This is a genomic window from Chloroflexota bacterium (assembly GCA_013152435.1).
Lineage (GTDB): Bacteria > Chloroflexota > Anaerolineae > DUEN01 > DUEN01 > DUEN01.
In genome coordinates this window covers 1-15919 of record JAADGJ010000035.1, presented here as the reverse complement: position 1 = coordinate 15919, position 15919 = coordinate 1, and the positions used below count along the sequence as shown (strand labels likewise).

At 66.5% G+C, this 15919-nt stretch carries 11 protein-coding genes; 7 read left to right on the top strand and 4 right to left on the bottom strand.

The genetic code is table 11. From position 1 onward, the window contains the following. The first annotated feature begins 580 nt into the window (after nucleotides 1-580). The 3 genes from GXP39_04305 to GXP39_04295 all read left to right on the top strand — a co-directional run bounded on the left by GXP39_04305 (nucleotide 581) and on the right by GXP39_04295 (nucleotide 4089). Nucleotides 581-1603 (top strand): type I 3-dehydroquinate dehydratase, encoded by a 1023-nt coding sequence (locus GXP39_04305; GenBank protein ID NOZ27263.1) that lies wholly within the window; start codon nucleotides 581-583, stop codon nucleotides 1601-1603. Between the two features lie 31 nt (nucleotides 1604-1634). Next, a complete protein-coding gene (locus GXP39_04300; protein ID NOZ27262.1) occupies nucleotides 1635-2873 on the top strand; it encodes a DUF3048 domain-containing protein in 1239 nt (412 codons plus the stop codon). A 136-nt stretch (nucleotides 2874-3009) separates the two neighbouring features. Further along, on the top strand, nucleotides 3010-4089 hold the full coding sequence (locus tag GXP39_04295) for a site-2 protease family protein (protein NOZ27261.1): 1080 nt from the start codon (nucleotides 3010-3012) through the stop codon (nucleotides 4087-4089). Nucleotides 4090-4380: 291 nt separating this feature from the next. Here GXP39_04295 and GXP39_04290 read toward each other — a convergent pair whose 3' ends face one another. Then, entirely contained in the window at nucleotides 4381-4851 is a 471-nt protein-coding gene (locus tag GXP39_04290; GenBank protein NOZ27260.1) for a hypothetical protein, read from the bottom strand. Nucleotides 4852-4879: 28 nt separating this feature from the next. Beyond that, nucleotides 4880-6214, bottom strand: a complete 1335-nt coding sequence (locus GXP39_04285; GenBank protein ID NOZ27259.1) for a M20/M25/M40 family metallo-hydrolase — start codon at nucleotides 6212-6214, stop codon at nucleotides 4880-4882. 327 nt (nucleotides 6215-6541) lie between these two features. Here GXP39_04285 and iolB point away from each other — a divergent pair, with 327 nt between their 5' ends. The 4 genes from iolB to GXP39_04265 all read left to right on the top strand — a co-directional run bounded on the left by iolB (nucleotide 6542) and on the right by GXP39_04265 (nucleotide 12131). Beyond that, a complete protein-coding gene (gene iolB / locus GXP39_04280; GenBank protein ID NOZ27258.1) occupies nucleotides 6542-7390 on the top strand; it encodes a 5-deoxy-glucuronate isomerase in 849 nt (282 codons plus the stop codon). 77 nt (nucleotides 7391-7467) lie between these two features. Next, nucleotides 7468-8391, top strand: a complete 924-nt coding sequence (locus GXP39_04275; GenBank protein NOZ27257.1) for a sugar phosphate isomerase/epimerase — start codon at nucleotides 7468-7470, stop codon at nucleotides 8389-8391. Nucleotides 8392-8619: 228 nt separating this feature from the next. After that, nucleotides 8620-10221 (top strand): chaperonin GroEL, encoded by a 1602-nt coding sequence (locus GXP39_04270; protein NOZ27256.1) that lies wholly within the window; start codon nucleotides 8620-8622, stop codon nucleotides 10219-10221. Between the two features lie 20 nt (nucleotides 10222-10241). Next, nucleotides 10242-12131, top strand: coding sequence for a hypothetical protein (locus GXP39_04265; protein ID NOZ27255.1), 1890 nt, complete (start codon nucleotides 10242-10244; stop codon nucleotides 12129-12131). Nucleotides 12132-12679: 548 nt separating this feature from the next. Here GXP39_04265 and GXP39_04260 read toward each other — a convergent pair. Together GXP39_04260 and GXP39_04255 are read right to left on the bottom strand one after the other, a co-directional pair. Then, nucleotides 12680-13816 carry a LysM peptidoglycan-binding domain-containing protein gene (locus GXP39_04260; GenBank protein ID NOZ27254.1) on the bottom strand — a complete coding sequence of 379 codons (1137 nt, stop codon included), beginning with the start codon at nucleotides 13814-13816 and terminating at the stop codon, nucleotides 12680-12682. Then, nucleotides 13816-15555 carry a hypothetical protein gene (locus tag GXP39_04255; GenBank protein ID NOZ27253.1) on the bottom strand — a complete coding sequence of 580 codons (1740 nt, stop codon included), beginning with the start codon at nucleotides 15553-15555 and terminating at the stop codon, nucleotides 13816-13818. The genes GXP39_04260 and GXP39_04255 overlap by 1 nt, the downstream gene beginning before the upstream one ends. Nucleotides 15556-15919: the final 364 nt, after the last annotated feature.

Below are 15919 nucleotides of genomic sequence, written 5' to 3'. Positions count from 1 at the left end.
TTGGTGAAAAGTGCGAACCGGCCGCGTGGGGGATCATGTGCCCGGTGGCGGCGCCGGATTGGCGCCGGACCGCAGCAGCGCCGGCACTGATTGGCGGGCTGAGCATGGGAGCTCAGCCTGCTGTGTATGATCGAGAGGGGAGGTGCGGAGGGAGGACCCCTCCGCAGAAAATCTTCTTTCCAGCTCTTGACCTGCTTGGCTGGGGCTTGGGCCGGGGGCTTTCGGCCCCACGGGGCAGGTAAGGGGCTAAAAAGTTCTTCGGAGGGGCTGGCCGCCCCTCCGAAGAACCCCGCGGGTGTAGAAGCGTGCTCCCATGTGATGCACTTGGCGCCGGTGGCCGGCTGAGCATGGGAGCTCAGCCGGCTGTGTGTGGTTGAGTGCGAGGAGGCGGCCTGCTGGCGCCGGGCCACAGCAGCGCCAGCTCCCACGCTCAATCCGCTGTGTGTGATGTGTGATGAGTGTGTGAGCTTGACCGGCTGTGCGGCCGGGCATGGAGGGCGGTTTCGGTTGACGGGGGCAGGCGGATACGTTAGAATCGCTTGGCCCGTTGGAGAGATCGTCTCACATGAAAGGAAAGCGTATGTCGCGACCGTTGATCGCCGTGTCCTTGGGGGCGGCCCACACCGATGAGATGTTGCGGCTAATGGATCAGGTGGCCCGAGTGGCCGACGTGGCGGAGATTCGCCTGGACCTCATGGATGAGTATGACCTGCCGACCCTTCTGCGACATCGCCCTTGCCCGGTGGTGATCACCCATCGCCCTGTGCGGGAGGGAGGGCGGTTCCAGGGGGAGGAGCTCCTGCGTGTGCGCCCGCTTCTCCAGGCGATCGAGTTGGGGGCTGAGCACGTGGATATCGAGTGGGACGCGGTGCATCTCCTGGCGGACGCGGAGCGGCCCCGGACCCGGCTGATCATCTCGCGGCATGATTTCGACCGGATGCCGGACGATCTGGTGGATCGTTATCGCTCGCTGGCGGGGCTGGGGGCGGACGTGGTCAAGCTGGTGGGTATGGCCCGTGAGGTGGCCGATCTGGCGCCCGTGATGCGGGTCTGGCGGGAGGCCGATTGTCCCACCATCGCCATCGCCATGGACGCGGCGGGGATGGCCAGTCGGGTCCTGGCGCTGCGCTATCCCTCCTGCTACCTGACCTACGCAACGTTGGGGGGGGATGCGCAGCGGGTGGCGCCGGGCCAGATCGCGGTGGCCGACCTGCACGAGATCTACCGGGTTCGTGAGATCGGCGCCGAGACGCTCGCTTTCGGACATCTGGTGCCCGAGCTTCCGCCGCGGGCGGTGATGGCGTCCGGCAATGCCGCCCTGCGCGACGCGAGGCTCAACGCCGTCTGGGTGCCCCTGATCGCCCTCCGGGTGGACGCGGGAACACTTGCCGGATTGGATGCGTTGGACTTGGTGGGGTGCAGTGTGGATGCCTCCCTCGCGGGGGCGATGGCCCTGCAGGTATCCCATCTCACCGAGGCGGCGCGCCAAGCGGGGCGGGTGAATATCCTGGCGCGTCGGGCCGATGGCCGTTGGGAGGGCCACCATCTGGATGGGGATGTGCATGCCTGGGTGCGTTGGTGGATCGAGCGAATTCGCTCGTGAAGATCTCGGATGAGGAGGATTCGAGCGCACGATGTCTGCTTTGGGAACGCAACGCAAGGGCCGCGCCGGATCATCTGCGTGTGATGGCGGTGGCTCGGGGACGATAGGGAGATCTCGACCGATCCTGTTGTGTCTGGCGTTGGCGCTGGTGCTGTTGACGGCGGTCGGATGCAAGGGACGGCGGCCGACGCCCACGCCGACGCCCACCAAGACGCCGAGGCCCACGGCGCAGGTCAACACGCCGACGCCCATCCCGCCAACGGACACGCCTGTGCCCACGCCGACGCCGACTGCGACGCCCACGGCCACGCCGGACGTCGTCCTGATCGTTCCCAGAGACGATCCGAGCGTGTCCCCGTTCACCGGCCTGCGCCCGGCTGATCCGGCGGTGTTGGAGCGACGGCCGTTGGCGATTAAGGTGGCCAACACCGCCAACGTGCGCCCGCAGTCGGGGCTGAGCAAGGCGGATGTCGTGGTGGAGAGCCGGATCGAGTTCAATCTCACCCGTTTTACGGTGATCTATCAGAGCCAGGATGCCGAGCGGGTGGGCTCCATCCGCAGCGCCCGTCTGATCGACGTGGAACTGCCGGTCATCTTCGACGCGGTGCTGTGCTTCTCGGGCGCGGTGCAGCCGGTGCGTGAGCGGCTCTATAATTCCGATATCGGCGGCCAGCTGCTGGAGCAGGCCCTGAACGGGTCGGCGTATTTCCGGGATCCCAGCATTCCGATGCCGCACAACCTGTTCGCGAGCACCGAGGCCCTCTGGCGGGCGATTACGGAGCGTGGATGGAACCACCGGCCTGATCCGACCGCCTCCTGGGTCTTCTCCGAGAAGCCTCCGGAGGGCGGGGCGCCGGCCAGCCGGGTGGATCTCGACTACCCGGATGGCGTGGTGACCTGGGTCTACGATGAGGCGACCGGGCTGTGGAAGCGGTTCGTGGCCGGGCAGCCCCACGTGGAGGCGCTGGATGGGCGGCAGCTTACCGCCGCTGATGTGGTCATCCTGGGGGCCAATCACGTGCAGACGCTGATCCTGGAGCATGGCACGGAGGATATCGGCATCAACCGCTCCATTGAGGTCCAGCTTTGGGGGCAGGGGCCGTTGAAGATCCTCCGGGATGGCCGGGTGTACGAGGGTATGTGGACCCGGCCGGAGCGCCACGCACCGTTCCGTTTCGTGGACGCGGCCGGGCGGGATATCCCGCTGAAGCCGGGGAACAGCTGGTGGCAGGTGACGCCTTTGGACATGGCGGTGACGATTACGCCGTAGCGCTGGGGTACGCCTGAGTGACGGGGGCCGGGCGATTGTATCTGGGCTTCCTGACGGATACATGCCCGGCCCTTATGTTGTCCTCGTTGAGAGTGCGCCTGGAAGATCTCACCTCCCCTTGTGAGGCGTATGACTAGTGGACCAGGAGATGAATATCTGGCGGCCGGTGGAGGATACCCCGGAGCGCATCCTGCAAGGCGAGCTATGGGATGTGCTGGTGGTGCAGCGCGTGGTCCGGAATGGAGATGGGACTCTCGCCTTTGAGGGGCGCCTGCAACGGGATGCGGACGAGGCCTTCCGTTTGCTGAAGGGGCGCTTTTCTGCGCACGGGTACACGCCGGTCTTACGCCGGCAGCACGGCCGGGATGTGATCGTCGCCATGCCTGGCGTGGCGCGCCCTGCCGGGAGGGGGCGCTGGTGGGTGCATTTGGGCTTGTTCCTGGCGACGATCGTGACGACCACGTTCATGGGGGCGCTGTTGGTGGGCGCGAACCCCCTGTTCCACCCCCGCGGGCTGTGGTGGGGCATGTGGTTCGCGTTCGGCCTGCTCACGATCCTCGGGGTGCACGAGCTGGGGCATTACGTCGCCGCGCGATACCATCGCGTCGCCGTCACCCTGCCGTATTTCATCCCTATCCCGCTGGGGCTGGGCACGTTCGGCGCGTTCATCCAGCTCAAATCGCCCGTGGAGGATCGCCGGGCCCTGTTCGATGTTGGGGTCGCGGGGCCGCTGGCGGGGCTGTTGGTAGCCGTCCCGTTGTTCGTTGCCGGGCTGATGATGTCGGATCTCGTGGCCGGGCTGGGCGGCGCGGGGCTGGGGAAGTCGCTGCTGGTGGACGCCCTGGTGCAGTGGGTACATCCGCATCCGCCGGGGTATGCGGTGTCCTTGCACCCCCTGGCGCTGGCCGCGTGGTTTGGGCTATTGGTGACGGGTTTCAACCTGTTGCCGGCCGGGCAGCTGGATGGCGGACATATCGCCTATGCGGTGTTGGGCGTTCGAGCGCGCTGGATGACGGCGAGCGTGCTCCTGATGCTGGTAGCCCTGGGGTGGCTGTACTGGCCGGGCTGGTTCATCTGGGCCTTCTTCGTGGCGCTTACCGGGTTGAGGCACCCCATGCCGTTGAACGAGATCACTGGGCTGAATGGCTGGCGCCGGTTGGGCGCCTTGTTGAGCGTGGCGCTGCTGGCCGTGACGCTCACCCCCTCTCCTTTCTGATCGATCGCGCCGCATGGGAGCTTCACTTGCTGGGGAAGGACGTGACGGATCGCTCCCGTCCTCGGGCGTGTCCTTTGGCGTTTCATCCTGTTCGGATGGACGCACATTTTTCATCATTCTCTTATCTTCCTCTCATCTCCCATTAATGTTGCGACGCGATTCTTCCCCACGAAGAGGGTGAGCGGTAGTGTGAGCATGGGGCGTAGTGGCTGTGGGGCGGATGTGAGGCTTTCCTCCTTTCTCCTCCTGATGCGAACGATCCCCGGTCGTCAGGCCGGGGATCGCTCGCGTCTAGCGGATCTCCGGCCCGGCCGTCCAGTCGTATCCGATCTCCGGATCGTCGTGGGGGATGCGCCCCTCATCGCTGGGGTCGTAAACGCTGGAAGTCACGTAGAGCAGGTGCGCCTCTGCGCTCAGCACCCGACACCCGTGCGCCACACCCGGGGGGATCTTCAGCACGATCGGCGGATAGTGATCGCCCATGAGCAGCTCCTGTAGCTGACGGTAAGTGGGGCTGTCCGGGCGCATGTCATACAGGGCCACCTTCAGGTTGCCGATCGGCACGTACCACCAGTCCGTCTGGCGCCAGTGGATGTGCCATGCCTTGACCACGCCGTGGTACATGTGGCTGTGGCTGAGCTGCCCGAAGGAGCCCTCTCCGAAGAACCCGTCCGTCACCCGGATCAGCTCCCGGAAGAAGCCGCGCTCGTCCGGGTGCGTCACCAGCTCCTTGATCTCCACTCCGTGTAACTGCACCGACATGATTCCTCCCGAGTCCTTGAGGTTCTCGTCACCGGCAGAAGCTGTGCACCACATCGATCAGAACCGGCAGACCCCAGGCCAGCGCCTCGATGGGGAGACGCTCGTCGTGGCTGTGTGCCAGGCTGAAGAGGTCGAAGTCCGGCGGGAAGCGAAGCGGGGTGAAGCCGTATGTGGTGATCCCCAGCCTGGCCAGGTGTTTGGCGTCCGTGCCGCCGGTCAGCAGGAAGGGGATCATCGTCCCCTCGGGGTCGTGCGCTTGCAGGACATGCCGGAGCGTCTCCCACAGGGGGGTGTCCCGAGGCATCTCCAGGGCTGGCACCTCCTTGACGACCTCGATCTCCACGTCCGGGCCGACGAGCTGGCGCAGCTCCGCGACGAAATCCTGTGCCGTTTGCCCGGGCAGCAAACGGCCGTCCAGGGAGGCCTCCGCCTGGGAAGGGATCACGTTGATCTTGCTCCCCGCCGAGAGCATGGTCGGCGAGGCCGTGTTGTGCAGCACGGCCGCGAGCATGGCGCGCATGCCCTCATCCGGCAGCGCGGCCAGGGCCAGGTCGTGGGTGCTGGTCCGCAGGAGCTGGCGGAGGAGAAGCCCTCGTGAGCCGCCCATGGCCTCCGCCATCCCCTCGATGAACGCGCGGGCTGTGGGGGTGACGTGCATGCCCAACTGGCCCGTCCTCAGCTTGCAGACCGCCTCGGCCAGATGCACGATCGCGTTATCCCGATGGGGCACGGAGCCGTGCCCGGGGCGCCCGTGCGCCTTCAGTCGCACCTGGCAGTTCCCCTTTTCCGCCGTCTGGCACGGGTACACCCGATGACCGTCCAGATCGAGGCTGAACCCGCCGAACTCCGTCAGCGCGTACTCCGCTCGGACCAGATCGGGATGGTGATCCACCAGCCAACCGATGCCGAAGTGCCCGCCCGCCTCCTCGTCGGCGGTGGCGGCGAAGATCACATCCCGGCGCAGGGGCGCCTCCGATCGTGCCAGCGCCAGCATGACAGCGAGCTCCATGGCCACGGCGCCCTTCATGTCCACCGCTCCGCGACCCCACACGCACCCCTCGGCGATATCCCCGCCGAAGGGCGGATGTTTCCAGTGCTCCGGCTCAGCCGGTACCACGTCCGTGTGTCCCAGCAGCAGGAGAGGGGGGAGTTCACCGTTGCCTGCGTAGCGGACGACCATGTTCCCCCGCCCGGGGGCGGATTCCAGCACGACGGGATCGTATCCTTCGCCACTCAAGACGTCGGCCAGGTATTCCGCGGCCAGGATCTCGTTCCCTGGCGGGTTCACCGTCTCCAACCGGATGAGCGCCTGCAGATGGCGCACCGTCTCTTCGATAAGTGAGGATGGGTCTTGTATAAGCATACGGGGCTCCGTTATATGGATTGGGATCAGATGGGCTCGGAACGTCCACAGGGGGCGTTCCTGCTCGAGGCGGGCATCTTTCGGGCCGGCGGCCTATGACCTCGCGGTGTGCGGCATGATACCATGGCGTTATGTGCCGTGCAAAGGTTGACAGCGGCTCCAGGCCCACTATAATGGATGATGCCACAAGACGTACCCTGGGGAATGGGATGGGCGTCTTGTATGGATGATCGTTCCCGGGGACGTCTTTCCCATCCGGTGGCCCAATGGCGTGGGGCTCTTCGCCGGATGATCTCCAAACCTCGATCGCAGGGCAAGGGGGCAAGTATGCACGATGACCTGGTCGTGAGAGCGCGAGCGTTGCGGGTAGGCTATAATCCGATCGTAAGCCCTCAGGAGACCTCTGCCCTGCGCTACCTGACCTTCGGACGGCTGTGGCTGGACCGGGAGACGGACTATGAGGCCGAGAGCGGGGACCAGGAGGTGGCGTTGTGCCTCCTGGGCGGCAAGGCCACGATCACGGTGGAGGGGGGCGGGTTCCCCTCCGCCCAGTACGTGGATATCGGGGGGCGCCGCAGCGTGTTCGATGGCGACCCCACCTTCGTCTATGTGCCGCGGGGCGCTCGCTACTCGGTGAAGGCGGTGGCCGGTCCGCTGGATATGGCCGTGCTCTCCGCTCCCTGCCACCGGGAGGGCCTGCCGGCGCTAATCACCCCTGCGCAGGCCGTCCGGCGCACCGTGGGCGCGGCGAACTGGCGCCGCACCGTCATCCTGGGGATCGACGGACGGTTCCCGGCCGAGCGCCTGCTGGTGGGGGAGGTCCTGGTCCCGCCGGGGAACTGGTCCAGCTACCCACCACACAAGCATGACGCGGTGAACCCGCCGGCCGAGATGCCCATGGAGAAGATCTATTTCTTCCAGATCAGGCCGGAGCAGGGATTTGCCCTTCAGTGCATCTACACCAACCCCGAAGCGCCCGATGCCGTGGATGTCGTGTATCGCCTGCGGCATGGGGATACGGTTTTGTTACCGGGCGGGTACCATCCGGTGGCGGCGGCCCCCGGCTATCAGGTGTACTACCTGTGGTGCATGGCCGGTGATGAGCGGGTGTTTGGCGCCTGGACCGATGATCCCGATCACGCCTGGGTGCGGAATGTGGAGCCGATGTTGCCGTAGGAGATGCGCCTCCGGGAGCGCGTTGTGCGTGCCTGGGGGGAATAGATTGTGAGGATGGCGAGCACAGGAGGAGACGCATGATGGATCGGCCCTGGGAATCGGTGTTGACGTTGAGCGTGGTGCATTTCATGGCCTTCCCGGAGTGCATGGGAGGGACGGGTCCCATCGCCGAGACGTTGACGAAGATCGCCCTGGATGACTTCTTCGGCGCGGCCGAGATCACGTGGATCAAGGACCCCCAGGAGCGGGCGCGCGTGCGGGAGATCGCGGAGCAGAGTCGCCTGGAGCTGGGGTACGGCGCGCAGCCGACCCTGCTCACCCAGCAGCTCAGCCTGAACGATCTGGACCCGGACGGCCGGCGCCGGGCGATCGACCAGGTGAAGGCGTGCATCGACGAGGCCGCCGAGCTGGGATGTCAGAGGGTGGCCTTCCTGGCCGGCCCCGATCCCGGCGATGCGGATCGTGAGCGAGCGTTAGACCTGTTGGCGGATTCCGTGACCGAGCTGTGTCGCTACGGGCAGGATAAAGGAGTCGCCCTGACGTTGGAGACCTTTGATCGGGATGTGGACAAGAAGTCACTCGTCGGCCCCTCGGATCTGGCCGCTCAGTTCGCCGCACGTATCCGGGCGGACTTCCCCGATTTCGGCCTGATGTACGATCTGAGCCACATGCCGCTGCTGGGCGAGTCGGCGGTGGAGGCCTTGTCGGCGTTGAAGGAGTACCTGGTTCACATCCACGTGGGCAACTGCGTGAAGGTGCCCGGCCGGGAGGCGTACGGCGATCAGCACCCGCGCTTCGGTTTCCCGGGCGGGGAGAATGATGTTCCCGAGCTGGCGGAGTTCCTGAAGGCGTTGTTCGAGGTTGGATTCCTCAGCCCGGACGGGTCTGGGGGCAGGCCCTGGGTCGGCTTCGAGGTAAAGCCCGTGGCTGGGGAGTCCTCCGAGTTGATCCTGGCGAATACCAAGCGTGCCTGGCGACAGGCGTGGGCTCAGTTGTCCTGATCTCCCTGTGGGCCGGGCTTTTGCATCGCCGGGGATGCCTCTATGGGTGCGGCGCGCCGGCGTGGCTGGACTTCATCGCCACGGGGTGCGCGGCCGCTCAGGGTGATCGTTCTCCGGATTGGGGCGACGGAGGGGGTATCTGATGCTCAAACAGGGAAGGCCATCATCGGACCGGCGCACGGGCGGAGGATATTCCCGGTTCATATATCAGAGCGAGAGGGAGTGATTATGCCACGACCACGAGTGCTCAACGCGGATCAGGCGCAGAAGGGATTGAAACGGGGCATCGATATCATGGCCGATTTGGTCAGTGTAACCCTGGGGCCGCGAGGGGGTGTCGTCGTCAATGAGGTCTTCGGTCGGTCCGAGCCGGAGCTTCTCACGGATGGGGCGACGATCGTGCGGCGTATTATCCAGTTGCCCGAGCGGAGCACGGATGTGGGCGCGATGCTCCTGCGCCACATGGTATGGCACATGCGCCAGGAGATGGGGGACGGGAGCGTGACCACCGCGGTGTTGACCCAGGCCATCCTCCGTGAGGCCCATCGCTGCATCGCGGCCGGGGCAAATCCCATGGTGATCCGTCGTGGCCTGGAGCGGGCGCTCAGGGTCGCGGTGGAAGGGCTGCGGGAGATGGCGGTTCCTGTGGAGGGGGAGGAGAAGATCGCCGCGCTGGCCACGGCGGTGACGGGGGACCCCGATATGGGCCGGATGTTGGGCGAGATCTTCGATATCCTGGGGCCGGATGGCGCCCTGGTCGTCGAGGAGTATGCCAGCACTTATCTGGAGCGTGAGTACCTGGAGGGTGCTCGTTGGAAGGGGAATTATGATTCGCCTTATTTCATCAATGATACGCCTCACCGGCGATGCGTGTTGGAGAACCCTCGCATCCTGATCACCGATGCACGCATCTCCGAGCTGTCCGACATTCAGCCCATCATGGAGCAGATGATCCGGTCCAAGGCCGGCCCGCTGGCCATCATCGCCTGGGGGGTATCCGGCGTGGCGTTGAGCGTGCTGGTGACCAACCATCAGCGCAAGGTGCTCCCGGCGGTGTCCGTGAAGTTCGGCCTGCTGGGCGACCATCGCCTGCGGGCGCTGGAGGACATGGCGATCATGACCGGCGCCCGGTTCATCACGGAGCAGGCGGGCATGCGGGTGGCCGATGCCACGTTGGACGACCTGGGCCGGGCCCGCCGGATCGAGGTGGGCGAGAAGGAGTTCACCATCATCGGCCCACAGGGAGACCCCACCGCGATTCGCCAGCGTCTGGCGCAGATCAAGGCGGAGCTGCAGCAGACCTCCGATCTGGACGAGCGAGAGAAGCTGCGAGAGCGGATCGGCTGGCTGTCCGGTGGGATCGGCATCCTCAAGATCGGGGCCTCATCCGCAAAGGAGCGGGAGATCAAGAAGGAACGTGCTCAGGAGGCGGCCAAGCTCATCGCCGCCGCCATGGAGGAGGGGGTCGTCCCCGGCGGCGGGGTGGCGTACTTGAACCTGATTCCGGCCGTGCGTTCCATCGAGGCGGAGGGTGACGAAGCGTTCGGCGTAGAGATCCTGGCGCGCGCTCTGCAGGCGCCCCTGGAGCGGTTGCTCCGCAACGCCGGGCTGTATCCGCCGGTCATCATCGACGAGATCCGGCGGCATGAGACGGGGCATGGCTACGACATCCTTACCGGCGAGATGAAGGATATGATGGAGGCCGGCATCATGGATGCGGTCAAGGTGCTGCGCACGGCGTTGGAGACGGCCGTCAGCGGCGCGACGATGGCTTTCACCACCGGCGCTCTGGTCCTGCATCGTGATCCTTCTCAGAGCATAGAACCATAAGTCGACGCCAGGAGATAGAGATGACGGAACGCAATGCAGACACTCGTTGGACAAAGGTGGGGCCTATCTATCCCGGCGGAACCGTAATGGCGCTGGCCGCTCACCGTGGCGAGGAGGGGGAGGTCTTCCTGGCAGCCACGCAGACGGGGATTTTCCGGTCCGAGGATGGAGGTCAGAGTTGGACGATGGCCAACGAGGGCCTGCCGTCGTTGCAGGTGAGCGCGCTGGCCTTTTCGCCTGACGGCACGGCCTTTGCCGGCGGACTCTCCGGTGGCATCGCGATCTCCACGGATCGAGGGCGTTCCTGGTATGCAACGCGCTCGGCCGGGCTGGATCAGCCGATCACGACGATCGCCCCATCCCCTCGATACGCGGAGGATGCCACATTGCTGGTGGGCACCGATGGGGGAGGCGTGTTGCGATCCAGCGATCGCGGCAATCATTGGTCGCCGGCGAATTTCCGCCTGATGGACCTCAACGTATTGGCGGTGGCCTGTGCCCCCGTTTGGGACGCTCATGAGGAGGTCTTCGCCGCCACGGCGGAGGGGGTGTATCGCTCCACCAACGGTGGGCGGGCCTGGCGAGGCATGGGGGAGGGCCTGGAGGGAAAGGTCGTGCAGGCCCTGGCGATCAGCCCGGATTTCGCGGAGGATCGGACGCTGTTCGCGGGCACAGAGGCCGATGGCGTCTACCGCTCCACCGATGGCGGGCTGACGTGGGCGCCCAGCGGAACGGGCACCGAAGGCATGACCGTGAACTGCCTCTGGGTTTCCCCGAACTTCTCCCAGGACCGATTGGTGCTGGCCGGGACCCTGACGGGCATCCTGCGCTCCGCCGATGGCGGCGACACGTGGAAGCCCGTCTACCAGGGTAGCGATATGCCGCTTGCCCTGGCGGGCACCGAGTCCTCCGTATGTGCGGGGACGGTGGAGCAGGGGATCCTGCGGTCGCAGGATGGCGGTCAGGGATGGCGGGTGTCGAACGAGGGCCTGGCGGCGCGCCCCTTCCTCCATGTGCTGACGGTGGCGAAGCATCCCGGCCTGGTGCTGGCCTTTGGGCCACAGGACGGCATCGTGCAGAGCCAGGATGGCGGGGCGAGCTGGCAGCCTGTGCCCGGATTGGACGACTACCTGCCGTTGAACGCCGTCGCCGCGGCGAATCAGGGCGCGGAGAAGCCGCCCGTCCTGCTCGTCAGCACCCAGGAGGGCCACATCCTTCGCTCGACGGACGCCGGCGCGAGCTGGGCATCGTGTGCGGTGGGCATCCCCGCCACCGTGCTGGTCTTCGATCGCGGCGGGCAGCGGGCGTGGGCGGCCACGGGGGATGGCTACCTGTTCTCCTCTCGCAACGGGGGCGCGTGTTGGGAGGGGCTTCCCAGGGCACCGTTCACCGGCGAGACGGTCCTGGCCATGGCCCCTTCGCCCTACTTCGAGGAGGATCACACGTTGCTGGTCGGCTCGTTGGCGCAGGAGAACTCGGTCGCACGTCTGTGGCGCTCGCTGGATGATGGCCGCTCATGGGAGATGGTGTACGAGACCAAGACCGAGGTCCCCTGGCTGGTGCTGGCGGTGCCGCCAGTGCGCGGCCGCCGCCCGTATGACCGGGCCATCCTGGGAGCCGGCCGGGTATGCATCGTGTCCACGGGGAAGCGCAAGGACACCTGGACCACCGTGCCCATCGGCGAGGAGTCGGCTTCCGTGTTGAGCTTGGTGGTGGACAGCCTGACCCGGACCGTGTATGCCGGCACGAGCCTGGGGTTGTACCGCTCGCAGGATACCGGCCGGACGTGGTATCCGGTGCCGGGGCCGCTGGAAGGGCAGGCGATCCTGGACGTGCACCTGGATGAGGAGGATCGGAGCCTGTTGTTGATGGTCCCCGGCGGCACGTTGTGGCGATATCGGCTGAAGTGAGTTGCGGCGCGATCCCTTCAGTTCATCCGTCAGGGCGGCCTTTCATGGCCGCCCTGTTGTGTCTCGGGCGGGATCGTCGGCCCCGGCCTTGTGCTGTGCGAAGGGGGCCGGTATGGAAACCGGCCCTTATTGGGGGTGGCTTTCGATGGCCGCCCTGTTGGGTTCTCGGGCGGGACCGTTAGCCCCGGCCTTGTGCTGCGCAGAGGGGCCGGTATGGAAACCGGCCCTCCTTGTTGGGGGTGGCTTTCGATGGCCGCCCTGTTGGGTTCTCGGGCGGGATCGTCGGCCCCGGCCTTGTGCTGCGCAGAGGGGCCGGTATGGAAACCGGCCCTTATTGGGGGTGGCTTTCGATGGCTGCCCTGTTGGGTTCTCGGGCGAGATCGTTAGCCCCGGCCTTGTGCTGCGCAGAGGGGCCGGTATGGAAACCGGCCCTTATTGGGGGTGGCTTTCGATGGCCGCCCTGTTGGGTTCTCGGGCGGGATCGTCAGTCTCGGCCTCGTGCTGCGCAGAGGGGCCGGTATGGAAACCGGCCCTCCTTCCGAATCGAGCTACCCGGCCTCGTGGGCGTCGTTATCGCCTTTGCCCCCGGTGTCCTGTCCGGCGTTCGCGCCGCCGATCGGCTGTCCCCAGATAAAGCTGCGGGTGGCGCTCATGGGGCTGGTGGCCTCCGTCGCATGACGATCTGCGCCCTCCCCCTCCGCACGCACCACGATCACCTGCCAGAAGTACCGCCGCTCGCCGGAGGTGTCGGGCGGCCGCCACTCCGCCCCCACCCGCCAGCTCGTGCCCTTGGTCCAATACGCCGGTGGGCGGGGCAGCCGCGGATCTTGTGGCCAGATCCGCACGATGTACCATTCGTCCTCGTCCAGCAGGCCCACCGCAGCCCACCGCAGCACGGGGGACGCCGTGCTCGCGATGAGGGCCTCATCCGGCGGACCGAGCAGGAAGGGAGCCGGCCAGCGATAGGATCCCTCCGGCGTGGGGGTGGGCGTGGGCCCGGCGGGCTCCGCCTGCTCGGGGGTGGGGAGCGGGATGAGCAGCACCTCGCCCGGGAAGATGATCTCGCTGTCGCCCAGCTTGTTGGCCCGCTGGATGGCGCGTACCGAGACGCCGAATCGGACGGAGATGGCGCTCAGCGTATCCCCGCGTTGCACCTCGTAGTTGACGATCCCGCCGGCCGGCGTGGGCGATGGCGTCAGCCGACGTGGGTCGGGCGTCGGTGGGGGGATGATCAGCTTCTGCCCGACGACCAGCAGGTTGGGGTCTTCCAGGTCGTTGGCGGCGATCAGATCGTCCATGCGCAGCCCGTAGTTTCCCGCGATGTACTCCAGGCTCTCGCCTGCCTGCACGATATGGATGATGGGGGCGGGCGTCGGCGTGGGCTCCGGTGAGGGCGTGCTGGTGGGCGTCGGCGTCGGCGTCGAGATCGGCGTCGGCGAGACGTGGGCGATGGGCAGCGGGGATGGGGATGCGAAGGGGAGCACGTCCTGTGGACGGTAGCCACGCGCCCACCACAGCCAGACGGCGGCCAGGATCCCCACCACCAGGGCCACCTCGAACCAGGCGATGCGCAGGCCCCGGCGCGGTGGCTCGTCGAGGCGGACGCCGCACATGAAACAGGTCTTGGCTCGCCAGGAGATCCGGATACCGCAGTTGGGACAGCGCCGTTCAATGGGCTGAGACATTACGTCCCCTCCCGTCGCCTCCGCAAAGGCAAGGCGATGGCTCCTATGAGCAATAGGCTGATCCCCGAGATGACGGCCCCGGCGTTGCGCGCCGGCGTGCCGCCCATGCGAATGGATACGGTGTGCTCTCCGGCCGGGACATCGATGGCTAGCAACCCGTATTTCCCCGAGGGGTAGCTGTCTACCTTCTTCCCGTCCACCCGGGCTTGCCAGCCAGGGAACCAATACGTGAAGAACTGCACCGTGACCGGCTCCTGGGCCCGCACCCGGCCCTCCACCGACGCGCCCCCGATGCGCGTCGTCTCCACCTCGCCCCGGCCGCTCATGATCCGGATCCGATCCATCTGATCGAACGGCCGATTCTGTTTCAGCTGCTCCAGGATCGGCGAGTTCTTCGGCGGCGCCTCGGCCCAGGCCGTCATGCCCACCATGTCCGGATATTCGGTCTCAAAGCGGAAGATGGCCAGGGCGCTCTCGTCCTCCGGCGTGACCGGCGTGAACTGGGGCACGGTGTACGGCAGGCTGGCCAGGACCAGCAACAGGGCGGCCACGGTGGACGTGGCGTTCGCGTCCGTCGTGGGCAGGATGATGATGGAGGCCCCCGCCAGGATGGCCAGCGTCACGGCCACCGGTGCCAGCAGTCGCCAGGGGAACTGGACGAGCTGGATCGGAGAGATCGCGTCCCACAGCGGCCGGGCGGCGCCCGTCATCATGAACAGCAGCAACAGGGTGGCACCGACCAGGAACAGGATGCGCCCCCGGTCCCGATCCGGGCGCAGCCATGCCACGACGGATGCCCCCAGCGCCAGGACCGTGATCGCGGCGCCCAGCTGGAAGGGCATTCCGTCGCCCGGTCCCTCCACCGAGTACAGGAAGTCCCACAGCGGCGAGAGGAACTGGAAGAGGTAGATGAAGTGCTGCTGGTACTGGTAGGTGCCGTGCATCCATTGTTCCTGGACGATGAAGGGGCGCTCCAGGAGCATGGGCACCAGGAAGATGGCGCTGGCGCCGATGCCCAGCAGCGCGGCCGCCAGCGCGCTCCCGGCGCGAGTCAGCAGCCGCTCCCGATCGCGCCAGTGCAGCCGCAGGAGATCCCACAGCACCGCCGCGGCCAGCAACGGCGTGAACACCAGCGCCGTCACCGAGTGGGTGAGCGTCAGCCCGGCGAAGGTCAGCGCCGCCCATGCCAGGTTGCGGCGCCCGCCCCGGCTCACCAGCGCGTCGAAGGTCAGCAGGGTCAACGGGAACCAGACGAAGGCCATGAACTCGGCCAGCGCGCTGCGCACGTAGATGTCCACCAGGTGATAGGGCGCGTAGGTGTAGGCCAGCGCGGCCACCATGGCAGCCGGGCGGCCCCACCACCGCCGTACCAGCGCGTACATGGCCCAGGCGGCCGCCAGGAAGCCGACCAGGTAGGTGGCCTTGACGGCGGCCGTGAACCCCAACCCCAGCAGGTGGAACGCCTCAGCTACGTAGTAGGAGAGCGGGGAGTAGAACAGCCACAGTGGATAGCCGTATCCCAGCGCCTGGTCCATGGTCCAGCGCGGCCACCACGCGCCATCCCGGATGGCCGCGTCGAACTCCACCAGGAAGAAGACGCTGTGTCGGGCGTCGTGGGCCTTGAAGAAGTAGCCCGGCGACAGCAGGGCAGCCCACGCGAAGGCTGTCAGCCCCAGCGTGAGCCACAACAGCCGGTCATCGAACAAACGTCGGATTCGTCGTTCAACCCCGCGTCTCACACGCATCTCCATAAACTAAGGGCCATCTCCTTATCTACCTTCCACATTCGCTCGCCTCCTCCAACCTGTGGAGGCCCAAGTTGTGGCCCCATGGAGGCAAGCGAAGTGAAGGGCAGAGGCGACCTGCAGGTCGCCCTATTCACATCAACTGAACAGCATAAGCGAGGCCCCCGCCTGTCGCTTTTCCCCTCCACGGGCAGTCGCGCCTGAAAGGGGAGGTGCGGAGGGAAAGCCCCTCCGCAGGAAAACTCTTTCTCTCGCATTTTCCCTGCCTGGTTGGGGCTTTGGCCGGTGGCCTCCGGCCCCACGGGGCAGGTGAGGGGCTGAAAATAGAGTTCTTCGGAGGGGCTATCGCCCCTCCGAG

Excerpts from the sequence above, each read along its gene's own strand:
- GXP39_04290 (NOZ27260.1), bottom strand. The coding sequence starts at position 4,851 with ATGTCGGTGCAGTTACACGGAGTGGAGATCAAGGAGCTGGTGACGCAC.
- GXP39_04305 (NOZ27263.1), top strand. The coding sequence starts at position 581 with ATGTCGCGACCGTTGATCGCCGTGTCCTTGGGGGCGGCCCACACCGAT.
- GXP39_04270 (NOZ27256.1), top strand. The coding sequence starts at position 8,620 with ATGCCACGACCACGAGTGCTCAACGCGGATCAGGCGCAGAAGGGATTG.
- GXP39_04275 (NOZ27257.1), top strand. The coding sequence starts at position 7,468 with ATGATGGATCGGCCCTGGGAATCGGTGTTGACGTTGAGCGTGGTGCAT.
- GXP39_04300 (NOZ27262.1), top strand. The coding sequence starts at position 1,635 with ATGTCTGCTTTGGGAACGCAACGCAAGGGCCGCGCCGGATCATCTGCG.
- GXP39_04285 (NOZ27259.1), bottom strand. The coding sequence starts at position 6,214 with ATGCTTATACAAGACCCATCCTCACTTATCGAAGAGACGGTGCGCCAT.
- GXP39_04265 (NOZ27255.1), top strand. The coding sequence starts at position 10,242 with ATGACGGAACGCAATGCAGACACTCGTTGGACAAAGGTGGGGCCTATC.
- GXP39_04260 (NOZ27254.1), bottom strand. The coding sequence starts at position 13,816 with ATGTCTCAGCCCATTGAACGGCGCTGTCCCAACTGCGGTATCCGGATC.
- iolB (NOZ27258.1), top strand. The coding sequence starts at position 6,542 with ATGCACGATGACCTGGTCGTGAGAGCGCGAGCGTTGCGGGTAGGCTAT.